We start from the raw sequence: 15,688 nt of genomic DNA, 5'->3' as shown, positions 1-15,688 counted from the left end.
CCCGGGCTAGTTCACGTTGGCGGGGCCCAGGACGCTTTTCAGGTCGGCCATCAGGGCGGTGGTGGCGGCGACGCGTACCGGCCCCAGTCGCAGGGTGGTGCTCCGGGTGCCGTTGAGCAGTTTGACGTGCACCTCCGCGTCGCCGGGATGCAGCACCAGGGTCTCCTTGAGCCGTTCCACCAGCGGCGGGGTGCAGCGGGTCACCGGGATGGTCAGGGTGACCGGCTTGTTCGCGCTGGTGGTGCTGATGTCCGGCAGGGACATGTCCATGGCCATGATGCGCGGGGTGTCGTCGCGTCGGTCGACCCGGCCCTTGACCACCACGATCGCGTCCTCGGCGATGTACTGTCCGATCACCTCGTAGGTGTTCGGGAAGAACAGCGTCTCCACGCCACCGGCGAGGTCCTCCAGGGTCGCCGAGGCCCACGCCCGACCCTGCTTGGTGACCCGTCGCTGCACGCCGGAGAGGATGCCGGCGAGGGTGACCACCGCACCGTCGGGCACGGTGCCCTCCTCCGACAGCGCCGCGATGGTGGTGTCGGCCGCCGCGCCGAGGACGTGTTCCAGACCGAACAACGGGTGGTCGGAGACGTACAGGCCGAGCATCTCGCGTTCGAAGGCGAGCTTGTCGCGCTTGTCCCACTCCCCCTCGGCGATGGTCGGCATGACCGTGGTGTTCGTCGCCACCTCGGTGTCGCCGAAACCCGCGCCGAACAGGTCGTACTGCCCGACGGCCTCCTTGCGCTTGACGTCCGCGTACGCGTCGATGGCGTCGGCGTGCACGGCGAGCAGGCCCTTGCGGGGGTGCTTGAGCGAGTCGAACGCCCCCGCCTTGATCAAGGATTCGATGGTCTTCTTGTTGCAGACCACCGCGTCCACCTTGGACAGGAAGTCGTAGAAGTCGGTGTACTCGCCCTTCTCCTCGCGGCAGCGCATGATCGAGGCCACCACGTTCGCGCCGACGTTGCGGATCGCGCCGAGCCCGAAGCGGATCTCCCGCCCGACCGGGGTGAACGGGCCGGCCGAGGTGTTCACGTCCGGCGGCAGCACCTGGATGCCCATCCGGCGGCACTCCGACAGGTACATGGCCATCTTGTCCTTGTCGTCGCCGACGGAGGTCAGCAACGCCGCCATGTACTCGGCCGGGTAGTTGGCCTTCAGGTAGCCGGTCCAGTACGACACCAGCCCGTAACCGGCGGTGTGCGCCTTGTTGAACGCGTAGTCGGCGAACGGGACGAGGATGTCCCACAGGGTTTGGATGGCCTCGTCGGAGTAGCCGTTGTTGCGCATCCCGTCGCGGAACGGGATGAACTCCTTGTCGAGGACCTCCTTCTTCTTCTTGCCCATCGCCCGGCGCAGCAGGTCGGCCTTGCCGAGGCTGTACCCGGCGAGCACCTGGGCGGCGCGCTGCACCTGCTCCTGGTAGACGATCAGGCCGTAGGTCGGGCCGAGGATCTCCTCCAGCGGCTCGGCCAACTCCGGGTGGATCGGGGTGATCTCCTGGAGCCCGTTCTTGCGCAGCGCGTAGTTCGTGTGCGAGTTGGCCCCCATCGGGCCGGGCCGGTACAGCGCCAGGACGGCGGAGATGTCCTCGAAGTTGTCCGGCTTCATCAGCCGCAGCAGCGAACGCATCGGCCCGCCGTCGAGCTGGAACACGCCGAGGGTGTCACCTCGGGCGAGCAGTTCGTACGTCGGTTTGTCGTCCAGCGGCAGCTTGAGCAGGTCGACCTTGCGGCCGTGGTTCAGCTCGATGTTCTTCAGCGCGTCGTCGATGATCGTCAGGTTCCGCAGGCCGAGGAAGTCCATCTTCAACAACCCGAGCGACTCGCACGTCGGGTAGTCGAACTGGGTGATGATGGCCCCGTCGGCGTCGCGGCGCATCAGCGGGATGTGCTCGATGATCGGCTCGGCGGACATGATGACGCCCGCCGCGTGCACCCCGGTCTGCCGGATCAACCCCTCGATGCCCTTGGCGGTGTCGATCACCTTGCGGACGTCGGGGTCCGACTCGTACAGGCCCCGGATCTCGCCGGCCTCGGCGTAGCGGGGGTGCTTCGGGTCGAAGATGCCGGTGAGCGGGATGTCCTTGCCCATCACCGCCGGCGGCATGGCCTTGGTGATCCGGTCGCCGACCGCGTACGGGTAGCCCAGCACCCGGGCCGAGTCCTTGATCGCGGCCTTCGCCTTGATTGTGCCGAACGTGGCGATCTGCGCGACCTTGTCCTCGCCCCACTTGTCGGTGACGTACTTGATCACCTCACCGCGCCGACGCTCGTCGAAGTCGATGTCGACATCCGGCATGGAGACCCGCTCTGGGTTGAGGAACCGTTCGAAGATCAGCCCGTGCGGGATCGGATCCAGGTCGGTGATGCCCAGGGCGTACGCGACCAGGGAACCGGCCGCGGACCCACGGCCGGGACCGACGGCGATGCCCTGGCTCTTGGCCCACTGGATGAAGTCGGCCACCACGAGGAAGTACGACGGGAAGCCCATCTGGATGATGACGCCCAACTCGTACTCGGCCTGCACCAGGTGGCCCTCGGGGATGCCCTCCGGGAATCGGCGGGCCAGCCCGGCGAAGGTCTCCTTCCGGAACCAGGACTCCTCGGTCTCCCCCTCCGGCACCGGGAAGCGTGGCATCAGGTTGTGGAACTCGAACATCCCGGACGGGTCGACCCGCTCCGCCACCAGCAGCGTGTTGCGGCACCCCTCCAACCAGGCGTCGGAGCTGTCCACACTGCGCATCTCGTCGGCCGACTTGATGTAGTAGCCGCTGCCCCCGAACTTGAACCGGTTCGGGTCGGCCACGTTGCTGCCGGTCTGCACGCACAGCAGCACATCGTGCGCCTCGGCCTGCGACTCGTGCGTGTAGTGCGAGTCGTTGGTGACCACCGGCGGGATGTTGAGCTTGCGACCGATCTCCAGCAGGCCGTCGCGGACCCGCTTCTCGATCTCCAGCCCGTGGTCCATCAACTCCAGGAAGTAGTTCTCCTTGCCGAAGATGTCCTGGTACTTCGCGGCTGCCTCGAGGGCCTGCGCGTCGTGGCCGAGCCGCAGCCGGGTCTGCACCTCGCCGGACGGGCAGCCGGTGGTGGCCATCAGGCCCTCGGAGTACTCGGCCAGCAGCTCGGTGTCCATCCGTGGCCACTTGACGAAGTAACCCTCGGTGTACGAGCGCGAGGTCAGCGCGAACAGGTTGTGCAGACCGGTCCGGTTGCGCGCCCAGATCGTCTTGTGGGTGTAGCCACCGCTACCCGAGACGTCGTCGCCCTTCTGCTCCGGTCGCCCCCACCGCACCCGCTGCTTGTGAAACCGTGACTCCGGCGCCACGTACGCCTCGATGCCCAGGATCGGGGTCACCCCGGCGGCCATCGCCTGCTTGTAGAAGTCGTTCGCGCCGTGCATGTTGCCGTGGTCGGTCATCGCCACCGCCGGCATCCCCTGCCGCTTGACCTCGGCGAACAGGTCCCTGAGCCGGGCTGCCCCGTCGAGCATCGAGTACTCCGTGTGCACGTGCAGATGCGCGAACGAATCGCCCATGCGGAGGCCCCCCGGGTAGCTGATCGAGTCGGTCGGGGCTAACCCTAACGCTGCCTCCCGCGGGCGTTCCAGCACGCCGCGCGGCCCCCGTACGACAGTCGGTTGGCGGACTCGGACCGGACGCAGGCGGACGCGGGGTGCCCGTTCCCGGGCACCCCGCGTTCGTCGGGAGCAGGATGCTCAGTGCCCGGTGGGCAGCGCCGCCTCCTGACGGGCCCGCTCGTCGCCGCTGACCGTGTGCAGCGCCTTCTCCCGGATGAACAGCACCGCGACCAGAGCGAGGAAGGCGATCGGCGCGCCGATCAGGAACAGCTCCGAGGTGGCGGTGGCGTACGCGTCCCGCACGATCGCCAGGATCGGCTCGGGCAGCGCGGAGAGGTCGGGTACCTCGGTCGTGCCGCCGTCGGTGACGCCCGCCGCGGGCCCGAGTTGCTCGGTCATCAGGCCGGTGACCCGGTTGGCCAGCACCGCGCCGAGGGCGCTCACGCCGATCGCGCCGCCCATGCTGCGGAAGAAGGTCAGCACGGAGGTGGCGGCACCCAGCTCGTGGGCGGGCACGTCGTTCTGCGCCGCCAGGACCAGGTTCTGCATGAGCATGCCGACCCCGATGCCGAGCAGTGCCATGTAGCTGAACAGCAGCGGCAGTGGGGTGTCGACGGTGATGGTCGACAGCAGCAGCATCCCGACGACCATCACGGCCGCCCCCGCCACCAGGTACGCCTTCCACCGGCCGAACTTCGTGATGAGCTGGCCGGCGACCGTGGAGGAGACCAGCAGGCCGAGAATCATCGGCAGGCTCATCAGGCCGGCGATCGTCGGCGACTTGCCCAGCGAGGTCTGGAAGTACTGGGACAGGAACACCGTGCCGCCGAAGAGGGCGACGCCGACCAGCATGCTGGCGACGGTGGTCAACGCGACGGTCCGGCTGCGGAAGATCTTCAGCGGGATGATCGGTTCGGGTACCCGGGCCTCCACCCAGACGGCCGCCACCAGCAGCGCCAACCCACCGGCGACCAGCAGCGCGGTCCAGCCGGACACCCAGGCGAACTTGTGGCCGGCCAGTGACGACCAGATCAGCAGGGTGGAGACCCCAGCGGTGATCAACGCCGCGCCGAGCCAGTCGATGCGTACCTCACGGCGGATGACCGGCAGGTGCAGGGTCCGCTGGAGCAGCACGATGGACAGGATGCTGAACGGTACGCCGATCAGGAAGCACCAGCGCCAGCCCAGCCAGGAGGTGTCCACCAGGACGCCGCCGATGAGCGGGCCGGCGATGGTGCCGACGCCGAAGACGGCACCGAAGATGCCGGCGTAGCGACCCAGCTCCCGGGGCGGGATCATCGCGGCCATCACGATCATCGCCAGGGCGGTCATGCCACCGGCCCCGATCCCCTGGACGACCCGGCTGACCAGGAGCACCTCGACGTTCGGGGTGAGCCCGGCGATCAGCGAGCCGACCACGAACAGGCCGAGGGAGAGCTGGATGAGCAGCTTCTTGCTGTAGAGGTCGGCCATCTTGCCCCAGAGCGGCACGGTGGCGGTCATCGCCAGCAGCTCGGTGGTGACGATCCAGGTGTAGACGGTCTGGGTGCCGTTGAGGTCGGCGATGATGCGGGGCAGCGCGTTGGCCACCACCGTCGAGGCGAGAATCGCGACGAACATGCCGACCATCAGCCCGGAGAGGGCTTGCAGGATCTCCCGGCGGGACATCCGGTCGGCGCCGGTCACGGGCGCGCCGACCGGCTCAGTCGTAGCTGTCATGGACCTTTCCTCACGCATGGTGCTGCCCCGGCGCGGTCACGCCGGTGGTTGGAGCGGGCCTCGTCGGGCCCGAGGGTGCGCCCCGGCCGGTCAGCCGGTGCGGGGGTCGGGCAGGCCGGCGGCGACGGCGGCGAACGCCTCGTCGAGCAGCGTCGCCAGGGAGCCGGCCGCGCCGCAGGTCGCCCACCGGACCATCGCGGTACGCAGGGCGGCTCCGGCGACCGCCACCACGAGTGCGGGGTACCCATGGTCGGCGGGCAGGCCGGTGCGTTCGGCCACGGCCGCGACGAGCGCCTTCTCGGTGGTGGCGTTGCCGGCGACGAGACGCGCCAGCAGGACCGGGTGCTGCACCACGACCCCCATCCGCAGCCGCCACAGCTCGGCGTCGCCCTGCATCTCCTCGACCAGTTCGGCGAACGCCCGCCGCATCGCCTCCAGGGCGGGCTGCTCGACGGGCACGGCGGCGAGCGCACGCAGCACCCGCTCGCGTTCCCCCTCGGGGTCGCCCACCAGGGCGTCGTCCTTGGTCGGGAAGTAGTTGAAGAACGTCCGGGCGGAGACGTCCGCCGCCTCGCTGATCTCCTCGACCGTCACCTGGTCGAGCCCGTGTTCGGCGACCAGTCGCAGCGCGGCGGTGGCGAGGGCGGCCCGGGTCTGCCGCTTCTTGCGGTCCCGCCGGCCCAGCTGCGTGTCGTCGAGGGTCACGGCGAAACCCTAGAACCAAACGTGCAGTCTCCGCAAAGTTTCATCTTGTGACGCCAAACCCATCGGGTGACACCATGTCGGGCGTCAGACAGCGATGTGCGATAGACAATGCTGTGCGACACACAGTATGGTGTGACACATGGCCGTTGACGAGGTCCTTCGGACCCACCTTCAGGAGCTACGCCGGGGCACGGTCGTGGTGGCGAGCCTGGTCGCCCTACGCCAACCCGACTACGGCTACGCGCTGCTGCAACGTCTGACCGGGCACGGCTTCCCGGTCGACGCCAACACCCTCTACCCCCTGCTGCGCCGACTTGAGGACCAGGGGCTGCTGACCAGCGAGTGGAACACCGAAGAGAGCCGGCCGCGCAAGTTCTACCGGACCAGTGAGTCCGGCGAGCAGGTGCTGCGCCTCCTCCTCGACGACTTCGCCGCCGTGCAGACCTCCCTGGCCGCCCTGATCGAAGGAGCCCCCCGATGACAACCACCCTGACCGACCGCTATCTCGCCGCGACCCTGCGCTCGGTGCCGACCGCGCGACGCGACGAGATCGCCACCGAACTGCGCGCCCTCATCGCGGACATGGTCGAAGGGCGGGCGTCCACCGGCCAGGACGCCGAGACGGCCGAGCGCGAGGTCCTCACCGAGCTGGGCGACCCGGCCCAGCTCGCCGCCCGCTACGCCGACCGTCGACTCCAACTCATCGGCCCCGCCTACTACCTGGCCTGGCAACGCCTGCTGATCCTGTTGCTCAGCTTCGTGCCCGCCCTCGTCGGGTTGGTGGTCGGCGTGGTGCAGGCCACCATCTCCGACAACCCGGCCGGTGCCATCGGGGCCGGGGTGAGCGCGGCGTTCAACGTCGCGGTGCAGATCGCCTTCTGGGTGACGGCGGTCTTCGCGGTGCTCGAACGGCTCGGCACCCCGTTGAACATGCCGAAGTGGACCGTCGACCAACTCCCCGCCGAGCCGGTCCAGCGCGGCACCACCCTCGTCGACGTCTGCGCCTCGCTGGTGTTCCTGTGCCTGTTCATCGCCTTCCTGCCGTGGCAGCACTTCCAGACCGTCATCGGTGCCGGCGAACGGCTCCCGATCCTCGACCCGGCGCTCTGGTCGTCCTGGTTGCCGGTGTTCATCCTCGTGCTGGTCGCCAACATCGGGCTGGAGCTGGCCAAATACCGCGCCGGTCGGTGGACCTGGCCGTTGGTCGTCGTCAACGCCGTGCTCAACCTGGCGTTCGCGGTGCCGGCGATCTGGCTGCTGCTCACCGACCGGCTGCTCAACCCGGAGTTCGTCGACCGGTTCGCCTGGTTGCGCGACGGCGGAATCGACACCGTCGCCCGGATCTCCGTCGTGGTGATCGTCGCCATCACCCTCTGGGACGTGGTCGACAGCGCGGTCAAGGCGCAGCGGTCAGCGCGCTGAGCAGGAGCGGGTCTGGACCGACGACCGTACGATGATCAGCGGAAGTTACCGACACACACCGAGGGAGCGGCCATGGAACTGATCATCGGACTGTTGTGTCTGGTGGTGATCGTCGTGGCGGTGCTCGCCTTCGGCGTGTCGATCTACAACGGTCTGGTCCGGGCCCGCAACGCGTACCGCAACGCCTTCGCCCAGATCGACGTGCAGCTCGTCCGGCGGCACGACCTCATCCCCAACCTGGTCGAGACCGCCAAGGGCTACCTCAAGCACGAGCGGGAAACCCTCGAAGCGGTGATCAACGCGCGTAACGCCGCCGTCAACGCACAGGCCACCGCCGCGGCGACGCCCGGCGACCCGGCGGCGATGCAGCAGCTCAGCGGCGCGGAGAACGCCCTCACCGCCACCCTGGGCCGGCTGTTCGCGCTCTCCGAGGCGTACCCGGACCTCAAGGCCAACCAGAACATGATGCAGCTGTCGGAGGAGCTGACCTCCACCGAGAACCGGGTCGCCTTCGCCCGCCAGGCGTACAACGACGCGGTGATGGCCTACAACAACAAGCGCGAGGTCTTCCCCTCCAGCGTGGTGGCGGGGATGTTCTCGTTCGGGCCGGCGGCGCTGTTCCAGCCGGACGACCCGCAGCAGCGCCAGGCGCCGCAGGTCTCGTTCTGATCGGGCCGCGATGAACTTCTTCGAACGGCAGCGCCAGGTACGCCGGCTGTCGACCCGGTTGGTACTGCTGTTCGTGCTGGCCGTGGTCGGCATCGTGGTGGTGGTGAACCTCGCGGCACTGTTCGCCTTCAACGCCACCACCGCCGACCCCGGCCAGCTCGTCGGCCTGATCGCGATCGTCACCGTCGCCACCGTCGTCGCGATCGGGCTGGCCGCCCTGGTGCGTACGCTCGCATTGCGCAGCGGCGGCGGGAAGGTGGCCCGCGAGTTGGGCGGGGTGCCGGTGCCGGCCAACACCACCGACCCGGAGCTGCGCCGGTTGCGCAACGTCGTCGAGGAGATGGCGTTGGCCTCCGGCGTACCCGTGCCCGAGGTCTACGTCCTGCCGGAGGAGACGGCGATCAACGCCTTCGCCGCCGGGTGGACCCCGTCCGACGCCGCCGTCGCCGTGACCCGGGGCGCGTTGCAACGACTCAACCGCGACGAGCTTCAGGGGGTCATCGCCCACGAGTTCAGTCACGTCGTCAACGGCGACATGCGGCTGAACATCCGGCTGATGGGGCTGCTGTTCGGCATCCTCTTCCTGACCGTGATCGGCCGTGGGCTGGCCCGCGCCGGGGTCCTCGGCGGTGGCCGGTCACGCGGCAACAACAACGGCGGCAGCGCCGCCCCGCTGGCGCTGGTGGGTCTGGCCCTGCTGGTGGCGGGCTACGTGGGGGTGCTCGCCGGGCGGCTCATCCAGGCGTCGGTGTCCCGCCAGCGGGAGTACCTCGCCGACGCCTCGGCGGTGCAGTTCACCCGTCAGACGCGGGGCATCGCCGGAGCGCTGAAGAAGATCGGCGGGCTGAGCGACGGGTCCGAGCTGAAGTCGCCGAAGCGCGACGAGGTCGGGCACATGCTCTTCGGTGAGGCGACCCGAGCCTCCTGGCTCGCCACCCACCCCCCGCTGGTCGACCGGATCAAGGCGTTGGAGCCCTCGTTCGACCCGGCCGAGCTGCGGCAGCTGTCCCAGCGGTGGGCGGCGGCACCGCCGTCGGGCCGCCAGGAGGACGTCGCGATGGGTCTGGCACCCGCGGCCGCCCCTGACCGGCCGCACCCCCCGGCGCAGCCGGGGCCGACCGGGCACGCCGGGCGGGTACGCGTCGCGCCGGGCGAGGTGCTGGACCGGGTGGCCGCGCCGACCGAGAACGCGTACACGCACGCGGCGGCGATCCTCGACCGGATCCCGGAGCCGCTGCTCGACCGGGCCCGCGACCGGCACGCGGCAGTGCCGCTGCTGCTCGGTCTGCTGCTCAGCACCGAGCCGGAGGTCCGGAACCACCAGTACGTCGCGGTGGCCCAGCGACAGGGTCAGCAGCTGGCCGACAGCGCGCTGCGGGCCGCCGACGACCTGCGCGCCCTCCCCGCCGAGCTGCGGTTGCCGCTGGCCGAGCTGGCCTTCCCGGCGCTGCGGGAGCGTCCGGACGCCGAACTGGAGTCACTGCTGGCGGCCGTGTTCGCCCTGATCCACGCCGACGGCGCGATCAACGTGACCGAGTACTGCCTGTCCCGGCTGCTCCTGGCCGAGTTGGCGGAGTCGCTGCGGCCGGACTCCCGCTGGCGTACCGACCGGCGCAAACTCACCGACGCGCGGTCGGCCGCAGCCGCGCTGCTGGCCATCCTCGCCCAGGTCGGACACCCCGACCGGGCCGAGGCGGAACGCGCCTTCCAGGCCGGTGTCGCCGCGCTGCTGCCGGGCACGCCTCTGCCCTACGCGCCGCCGGAGAACGGCGTGCTGGCCCTGGAAACCGCCTGGCCGGTGCTGGACGAGTTGCGCCCGGCAGACAAGGAACGCCTGGTGGCGGCCACCGTCGCGGTGATCAGTCACGACGGGGAGATGACCGTGCCGGAGGTCGAGTTGCTGCGTACGATCTGCGGTCTGCTGCACTGCCCGCTGCCACCGATGGTCGGCGTCAGCACCGGCTGACCGTCCCCCTCCCCCGCGCCCGACGTCCCCTGCCCGCCTGATCCGTCAGCATTGCGTCCGTTGAAGCAGAGCAAAGCGTGGGTGGGGAGGCATGGCGAGGGCGGCGCGACAGCACTGTCCGTGAGGATCGGGCAGCTGTGGGCCGACGGCTCGGTCTCACCGCCGCGACGGCGGTCGGCGAGGAGATGGCATGCTGCGCAGGGTGACCACCGAGACCGCTCACCAGCGGCGGCCCCCCGTCGCGACCGTCGACGGGGGGCGGCGAGCCGAGGCCAGTGACGAGTGGCGGCGGCCAGGCCCGACGCCGGAGCAGCGACGCCTGGATCTGTACGCCGGGTTGGCCGCCACCGCCATCGCGCTGCTCAGTCTGACGTTGGCGCGCAGCACCGGGGCCTTCGCTCTCGGGCCGCCTCCGTCCGGCGTCGAACAGCTCATCTGGACCGTGGCGGTGCCGCTGCCCCTGATCTGGCGACGCCGATTCCCCGCGATCAGCACGCTGGCCGTGTCGGCCGCGTTCATCGGATCGCAGGCCCGCGCCGTACCCGAGTGGCAGCTCTCCTCCTGGGCGCTGTTCATCGCCATCTACACCCTGGGCGCCTGGGGGCAGGACCGGCGGCTGTCCCGGCGACTACGAATCGGCGTGATCGCCGCGATGTTCGTCTGGCTCGGGATCTCCTACGCGATCAGCTACGGATCACTCACCGCCTACGCCTTCGACGACGCGGTCGGGCCGGTGCCGCCGGTGATCGCCGCGATCGTCACCGGCGTCCTGGTCAACGTGCTGTACTTCGGGTTCGCGTACGCCTTCGGCGAGACCGCCTGGGTGGCCGCCCGCCGCCAGCACGAACTGGCCGAACAGGCGGAGCGACTGCGCCGGTCGCAGGCCGAGGTACGCGAGCACGCCGTGGTCGGCGAACGGGTCCGGATCGCCCGGGAACTACACGACGTGGTCGCCCACCACGTGTCGGTGATGGGGGTGCAGGCGGCAGCCTGCCGACGGGTCTTCGACAAGGATCCGGCGAAGGCGCGTACCGCGCTCGCCTCCATCGAGGAGACCGCCCGCCAGGCGGTCGACGAGTTGCGCCGGATGCTCGGCGTGCTGCGGGCCCGCGACAGCGACCCGGAAGGCACCCGTCAGCCGGCCGGTGTCGACCGGATCGCCGCGGTGGTGGACCGGGCCGGTGAGGCCGGGCTCCGCGCCACCCTGGGGGTGTACGGCGACCCGGTGCCGCTGCCGGAGTCGGTTTCCCAGGCCGCGTACCGGGTGGTGCAGGAAGCGGTGACGAACACGTTGAAACACGCCAGCGGCGCGAGTCTGCTCGACGTCCGGGTCCGCTACCTGGCACACGAGATGGAGGTCGAGGTGAGCGACGACGGCAGGGCCACCCGCCCGGCGAACACCGACGGGCTGGGACTGGTCGGCATGCGGGAACGGGTCACCGCCCACGGCGGCGAACTGGAGGTCGGCCCGCGTACCGGCGAGGGCTGGCGGGTTCGGGCCCGCTTTCCGCTTCCGGCGGGGAGCCCGACGGGAGGTCCGGCGTGAACCCGATCCGCGTGCTCCTCGTCGACGACCACCACCTCGTGCGTACCGGATTCCGGGTGATCCTGGAGATCGAGGACGACATCGACGTGGTCGGCGAGGCCGCCGACGGGGAGCGGGCCGTCGGCATGACCCGGGCGCTGCGGCCCGACGTGGTCCTGATGGACGTGGAGATGCCCGGTGTCGACGGATTGGAGGCCACCCGGCGGATCAGCGCCGACAGCGACGAGCCGGGTGGACCGGCCGTGCTGATGCTGACCACGTTCGACCGCGACGACTACCTGTTCGCCGCGTTGCGCGCCGGGGCGAGCGGCTTCCTGCTCAAGAACGGCACTCCGGAGGCGCTCGTCGACGCGATCCGGGTGGTGGCCCGTGGCGACGGTCTGCTCGCGCCGGAACTCACCCGGCGGGTGATCGCCACCTTCGCCCGACCGGGCGGCCAACCCGGCGGTGACGTGGCGTCGAAGCAGGCCCTGGACAGCCTGACCCCCCGGGAACGGGAGGTCCTGGCACTCGTCGCCAGGGGCGCCAGCAACGCCGAGATCGCCGCCGACCTGCACCTCGGCGAGGCGACGGTGAAGTCACACGTCAGCCGGGTGCTGGCGAAGCTGGGCCTGCGGGACCGGGTGCAGGCGGTGGTGTTCGCGTACGAGCAGGGGGTGGTCCGGCCTGGCGGGTGAGCGCCTCCGCCGGGAGATGGAGACCAGATCTCCGTCCCAGGACGGACGGGCAAGCATGATCGGCGAATTAGCGTAACGCCGTGACCAATGTGCTTCGCCTCGACGCCGTCGACCGCAGCTTCGGCGACCGCCAGGTGCTCCGGAACGTGTCCTTCGACGTCGTCGCCGGTCGGATGACCGGCTTCGTCGGTGGCAACGGTGCCGGCAAGACGACCACCATGCGGATCATCCTCGGGGTGCTCGCCGCGGACGCCGGCCAGGTGACGTGGCAGGGCACGCCGTTGACCCGGGAGGTACGGCGTCGCTTCGGATACATGCCGGAGGAACGCGGCCTGTATCCGAAGATGAGCGTCCGGGAACAGGTGACCTACCTCGGCCAACTGCACGGGCTGACCGCCGAGGCGGCGCGCCGCGCCACCGACGGGCTGCTGGAGCGGGTCGGTCTCGCCGAGCGGGGCAACGACCTGCTCGAAACGCTGTCCCTGGGCAACCAGCAGCGCGCCCAGATCGCCGCCGCGCTGGTGCACGACCCCGAGGTACTGGTCCTCGACGAGCCCTTCTCCGGCCTGGATCCGCTGGCCGTGGACACGGTCGTCGGTGTCCTGCGGGAACGGGCCGCCGCCGGTGCTCCGGTGCTCTTCTCCAGCCACCAACTCGACGTGGTCGAACGACTCTGCGACGACCTGGTGATCATCGCCGGTGGCTCGATCCGTGCCGCCGGCAGCCGGGAGGAGTTGCGCTCGGCGTACACCACGCCCCGCTTCGAGTTGGTGGTCGACGGCGACGCCGGCTGGCTGCGCGACCAACCCGGGGTGACCCTGGTGGACCTCGACGGCGCGCGTGCCGTCTTCGACCTGGCCGCCGGGTCCGACGAGCAACCCCTGCTGCACGCCGCCCTGCGACGCGGTCCGGTCCGCGCGTTCCGCCCGGTCTCCCCGTCCCTCGCCGAGATCTTCCGAGAGGTCACCAAGTGAACGCCATGCAGGCCACCCGGCTGGTCGCCGCCCGGGAGATCCGGGTCAAGCTGCGCGACCGTACCTTCCTGATCAGCACCGTCGTCTTCCTGCTGATCGCGGCGGCGGCGACGATCCTGCCGCCGCTGCTGTCCGGCGGTCCCTCCACCGTGGCCGTGACCGAGGCGGCAGCCGGACCGTTGCGGGCGGCCGGGCTGGAGGTGCTCACCGTTGCCGACGACGCCGCCGCCGAGCAGGCGGTACGCGACGGCGACGCGGACGCCGCGGTCGTCGCCGGCCCGGCGGTGCTCGCCATGAACGACGCCCCGAACGACGTCGTCGCCGCGCTGAGCACCGAACCTCCGGTCCGGCTGTTGAACCCGGACGCGGTGGACCCGGTGGTGGCCTTCCTGGTGCCGTTCGCCTTCGCCTTCATCTTCTTCCTCACCTCGCAGACCTTCGGGGTGCAGATCGCGCAGAGCATCATCGAGGAGAAGCAGACCCGGATCGTGGAGATCCTCGTCGCCGCGGTGCCGGTCCGTGCCCTGCTGGCCGGGAAGATGATCGCCGGTACGATCCTCGCGCTCGGGCAGATCAGCCTGGTGGCCGTGGTCGCGGTGGCCGGCATGGCGTTCGGTGACAACAGCGCGTTGCTGTCGCTGCTCGGACCGGCGATCGGCTGGTTCGTGCCGTTCTTCCTGCTCGGCTTCGTGCTGATCGCGTCGATGTGGGCGGCGGCCGGTGCACTGGTCAACCGGCTGGAGGACATCGGCGGCGTGTCGATGCCGGTCCAACTCGCGGTGATGCTGCCGTTCTTCGCGGTGATCTTCCTGAACGAGAACGTCACCGCCATGCGGGTGCTGTCCTACCTGCCGTTCTCCTCGCCGACGGCGATGCCGCTGCGGCTGTTCAACGGTGATGCCGCCGGCTGGGAGCTGGTCGCCTCGCTGGCCCTGCTCCTGGTCACGGCGGTGGGGTTCCTGTTCGCCGGAGCCCGGGTGTACGAGGGCTCCCTGCTGCGGACCAACGGTCGCACCTCCATCCGCACCGCCTGGCGCGAACGCGAAACCCTCGGCTGAGCCCGCCGCTTGATCGTCTGCACTTCGCTGACTCGACACGCCGCCGCGCCGGTCACCGGAGTGCAGACGATCACCGGTGTGCCGGTGCCGCCGCCCAGTCGGCTGGCAGGCAGGGGGTGGTGGCCCGCCAGGGCCGGTCCCGAGCGTCCGCACCGCGCACCCGCTCGGCGAACCCGTACTTGGCGAGCTGCCGCAGGTGGAACGAGCAGTTCGGCAGGTTGTCGTCGAGCCGCTCCTCGGCAGCCGCTCGCACACCTCGAGCCCCAAGGCGGGCAATCTTGGACAGTTTCCGTACGCGAAAGACGAGAACTTTCCAAGATCTACGTGCTGCTTGGCGCCCGCCGCATCGGGATGCGGACGACGGGGGCACGAGAAAGGCGCCAACCTCCTGGTCAGCGCCTTCGACTCGTACGCGGGTCAGCCGACGGCGGCCATGACCTCGTCGGAGACGTCGAAGTTGGCGTAGACGTTCTGCACGTCGTCGCTGTCCTCCAGGACGTCGATCAGCTTGAAGATCTTGCGCGCGCCCTCCTCGTCCAGAGGGACGGTAACGCTGGGGATCAGGGAGGATTCGGCCGACTCGTACTCGATGCCGGCGTCCTGGAGCGCGGTCCGCACGGCGATCAGGTCACCCGGCTCGGAGACCACCTCGAACGCCTCGCCCAGGTCGTTGACCTCCTCGGCCCCCGCGTCGAGGACCGCCAGCATCACGTCGTCCTCGGTGGTGCCCGCCTTGGGCACGATCACCACACCCTTGCGGGAGAAGAGGTACGACACGGAGCCGGCGTCGGCGAAGGAGCCGCCGTTGCGGGTCAGGGCGGTGCGTACCTCGGTGGCGGCGCGGTTGCGGTTGTCGGTCAGGCACTCGATCAGCAGGGCGACACCGTTCGGGCCGTACCCCTCGTACATGATCGTCTGGTAGTCGGCGCCGCCGGCCTCCAGGCCGGAGCCGCGCTTGACGGCCCGGTCGATGTTGTCGTTGGGGACCGAGTTCTTCTTGGCCTTCTGGATCGCGTCGTAGAGCGTCGGGTTGCCGGCCGGGTCGCCACCACCGGTACGCGCCGCGACCTCGACGTTCTTGATCAGCTTGGCGAACATCTTGCCGCGCTTGGCGTCGATGACCGCCTTCTTGTGCTTGGTCGTCGCCCACTTTGAGTGGCCGGACATCTGTTACCTCCGTTGCTACCCGCCGTCTGCATCGACCGCACCGCGCACGCCCCGCTCCGCACCGGCGCACACGGTGGTGCCGGTCAGCCCTGGTGGAAGCCGTGGACGGGCAGATGGCCCTGCCGAATCTCGACAATCCTACCGACGTACGGCGGGTGGCCGTCACCCGCCGCACGTCAGCCTTCGGCCGGCTCTCCCCCGAT

13 protein-coding genes are annotated in these 15,688 nt (G+C 70.0%); 8 read left to right on the top strand and 5 right to left on the bottom strand.

All coding sequences use genetic code 11. The features are described 5' to 3' along the window. Nucleotides 1-6 precede the first annotated feature (6 nt). The 3 genes from dnaE to FF096_RS13360 form a co-directional block, all read right to left on the bottom strand. Entirely contained in the window at nucleotides 7-3,540 is a 3,534-nt protein-coding gene (gene dnaE, locus FF096_RS13370) for a DNA polymerase III subunit alpha (RefSeq protein WP_155217934.1), read from the bottom strand. Between the two features lie 180 nt (nucleotides 3,541-3,720). After that, nucleotides 3,721-5,301, bottom strand: coding sequence for an MDR family MFS transporter (locus tag FF096_RS13365; RefSeq protein WP_155217932.1), 1,581 nt, complete (start codon nucleotides 5,299-5,301; stop codon nucleotides 3,721-3,723). A 90-nt stretch (nucleotides 5,302-5,391) separates the two neighbouring features. Next, complete coding sequence (locus FF096_RS13360; protein ID WP_309223222.1) at nucleotides 5,392-6,006, bottom strand: TetR family transcriptional regulator; 615 nt, start codon at nucleotides 6,004-6,006, stop codon at nucleotides 5,392-5,394. A gap of 139 nt (nucleotides 6,007-6,145) precedes the next feature. Here FF096_RS13360 and FF096_RS13355 point away from each other — a divergent pair, with 139 nt between their 5' ends. The 8 genes from FF096_RS13355 (at nucleotide 6,146) to FF096_RS13320 (ending at nucleotide 14,318) form a co-directional block, all read left to right on the top strand. Beyond that, complete coding sequence (locus tag FF096_RS13355) at nucleotides 6,146-6,487, top strand: PadR family transcriptional regulator (RefSeq protein ID WP_155217930.1); 342 nt, start codon at nucleotides 6,146-6,148, stop codon at nucleotides 6,485-6,487. Then, entirely contained in the window at nucleotides 6,484-7,428 is a 945-nt protein-coding gene (locus FF096_RS13350) for a permease prefix domain 1-containing protein (protein ID WP_155217928.1), read from the top strand. Before FF096_RS13355 ends, FF096_RS13350 begins: the two co-directional genes overlap by 4 nt. Before the next feature lie 72 nt (nucleotides 7,429-7,500). Further along, nucleotides 7,501-8,097 carry a LemA family protein gene (locus tag FF096_RS13345; protein WP_155217926.1) on the top strand — a complete coding sequence of 199 codons (597 nt, stop codon included), beginning with the start codon at nucleotides 7,501-7,503 and terminating at the stop codon, nucleotides 8,095-8,097. Nucleotides 8,098-8,107: 10 nt separating this feature from the next. Beyond that, nucleotides 8,108-10,063, top strand: coding sequence for a M48 family metalloprotease (locus FF096_RS13340; RefSeq protein ID WP_155217924.1), 1,956 nt, complete (start codon nucleotides 8,108-8,110; stop codon nucleotides 10,061-10,063). A 190-nt stretch (nucleotides 10,064-10,253) separates the two neighbouring features. Further along, nucleotides 10,254-11,609, top strand: a complete 1,356-nt coding sequence (locus FF096_RS13335) for a sensor histidine kinase (RefSeq protein WP_155217921.1) — start codon at nucleotides 10,254-10,256, stop codon at nucleotides 11,607-11,609. Further along, nucleotides 11,606-12,286, top strand: coding sequence for a response regulator transcription factor (locus FF096_RS13330; RefSeq protein WP_309223221.1), 681 nt, complete (start codon nucleotides 11,606-11,608; stop codon nucleotides 12,284-12,286). Before FF096_RS13335 ends, FF096_RS13330 begins: the two co-directional genes overlap by 4 nt. Nucleotides 12,287-12,366: 80 nt before the next feature. Then, nucleotides 12,367-13,260: an ATP-binding cassette domain-containing protein gene (locus FF096_RS13325; protein WP_309223220.1), complete on the top strand. Its 894-nt coding sequence runs from the start codon at nucleotides 12,367-12,369 to the stop codon at nucleotides 13,258-13,260. Then, nucleotides 13,257-14,318, top strand: coding sequence for an ABC transporter permease (locus FF096_RS13320; RefSeq protein WP_309223219.1), 1,062 nt, complete (start codon nucleotides 13,257-13,259; stop codon nucleotides 14,316-14,318). Before FF096_RS13325 ends, FF096_RS13320 begins: the two co-directional genes overlap by 4 nt. 70 nt (nucleotides 14,319-14,388) lie before the next feature. Here the strand turns inward: FF096_RS13320 and FF096_RS27485 are convergent, their stop codons facing one another. Continuing rightward, the gene (locus FF096_RS27485; RefSeq protein ID WP_375335337.1) at nucleotides 14,389-14,571 is read right to left on the bottom strand and encodes a hypothetical protein; all 183 of its coding nucleotides are present in this window, start codon (nucleotides 14,569-14,571) and stop codon (nucleotides 14,389-14,391) included. 164 nt (nucleotides 14,572-14,735) lie between these two features. Then, nucleotides 14,736-15,485, bottom strand: a complete 750-nt coding sequence (locus FF096_RS13310) for a YebC/PmpR family DNA-binding transcriptional regulator (RefSeq protein WP_155217917.1) — start codon at nucleotides 15,483-15,485, stop codon at nucleotides 14,736-14,738. Between the last annotated feature and the right edge of the window lie 203 nt (nucleotides 15,486-15,688).

The sequence above is a fragment of the Micromonospora sp. CP22 genome, from assembly GCF_009712475.1.
Lineage (GTDB): Bacteria > Actinomycetota > Actinomycetes > Mycobacteriales > Micromonosporaceae > Micromonospora.
Note: the sequence above shows the minus strand (reverse complement) of the source record. Positions and strands in the feature narration are given on the sequence as shown.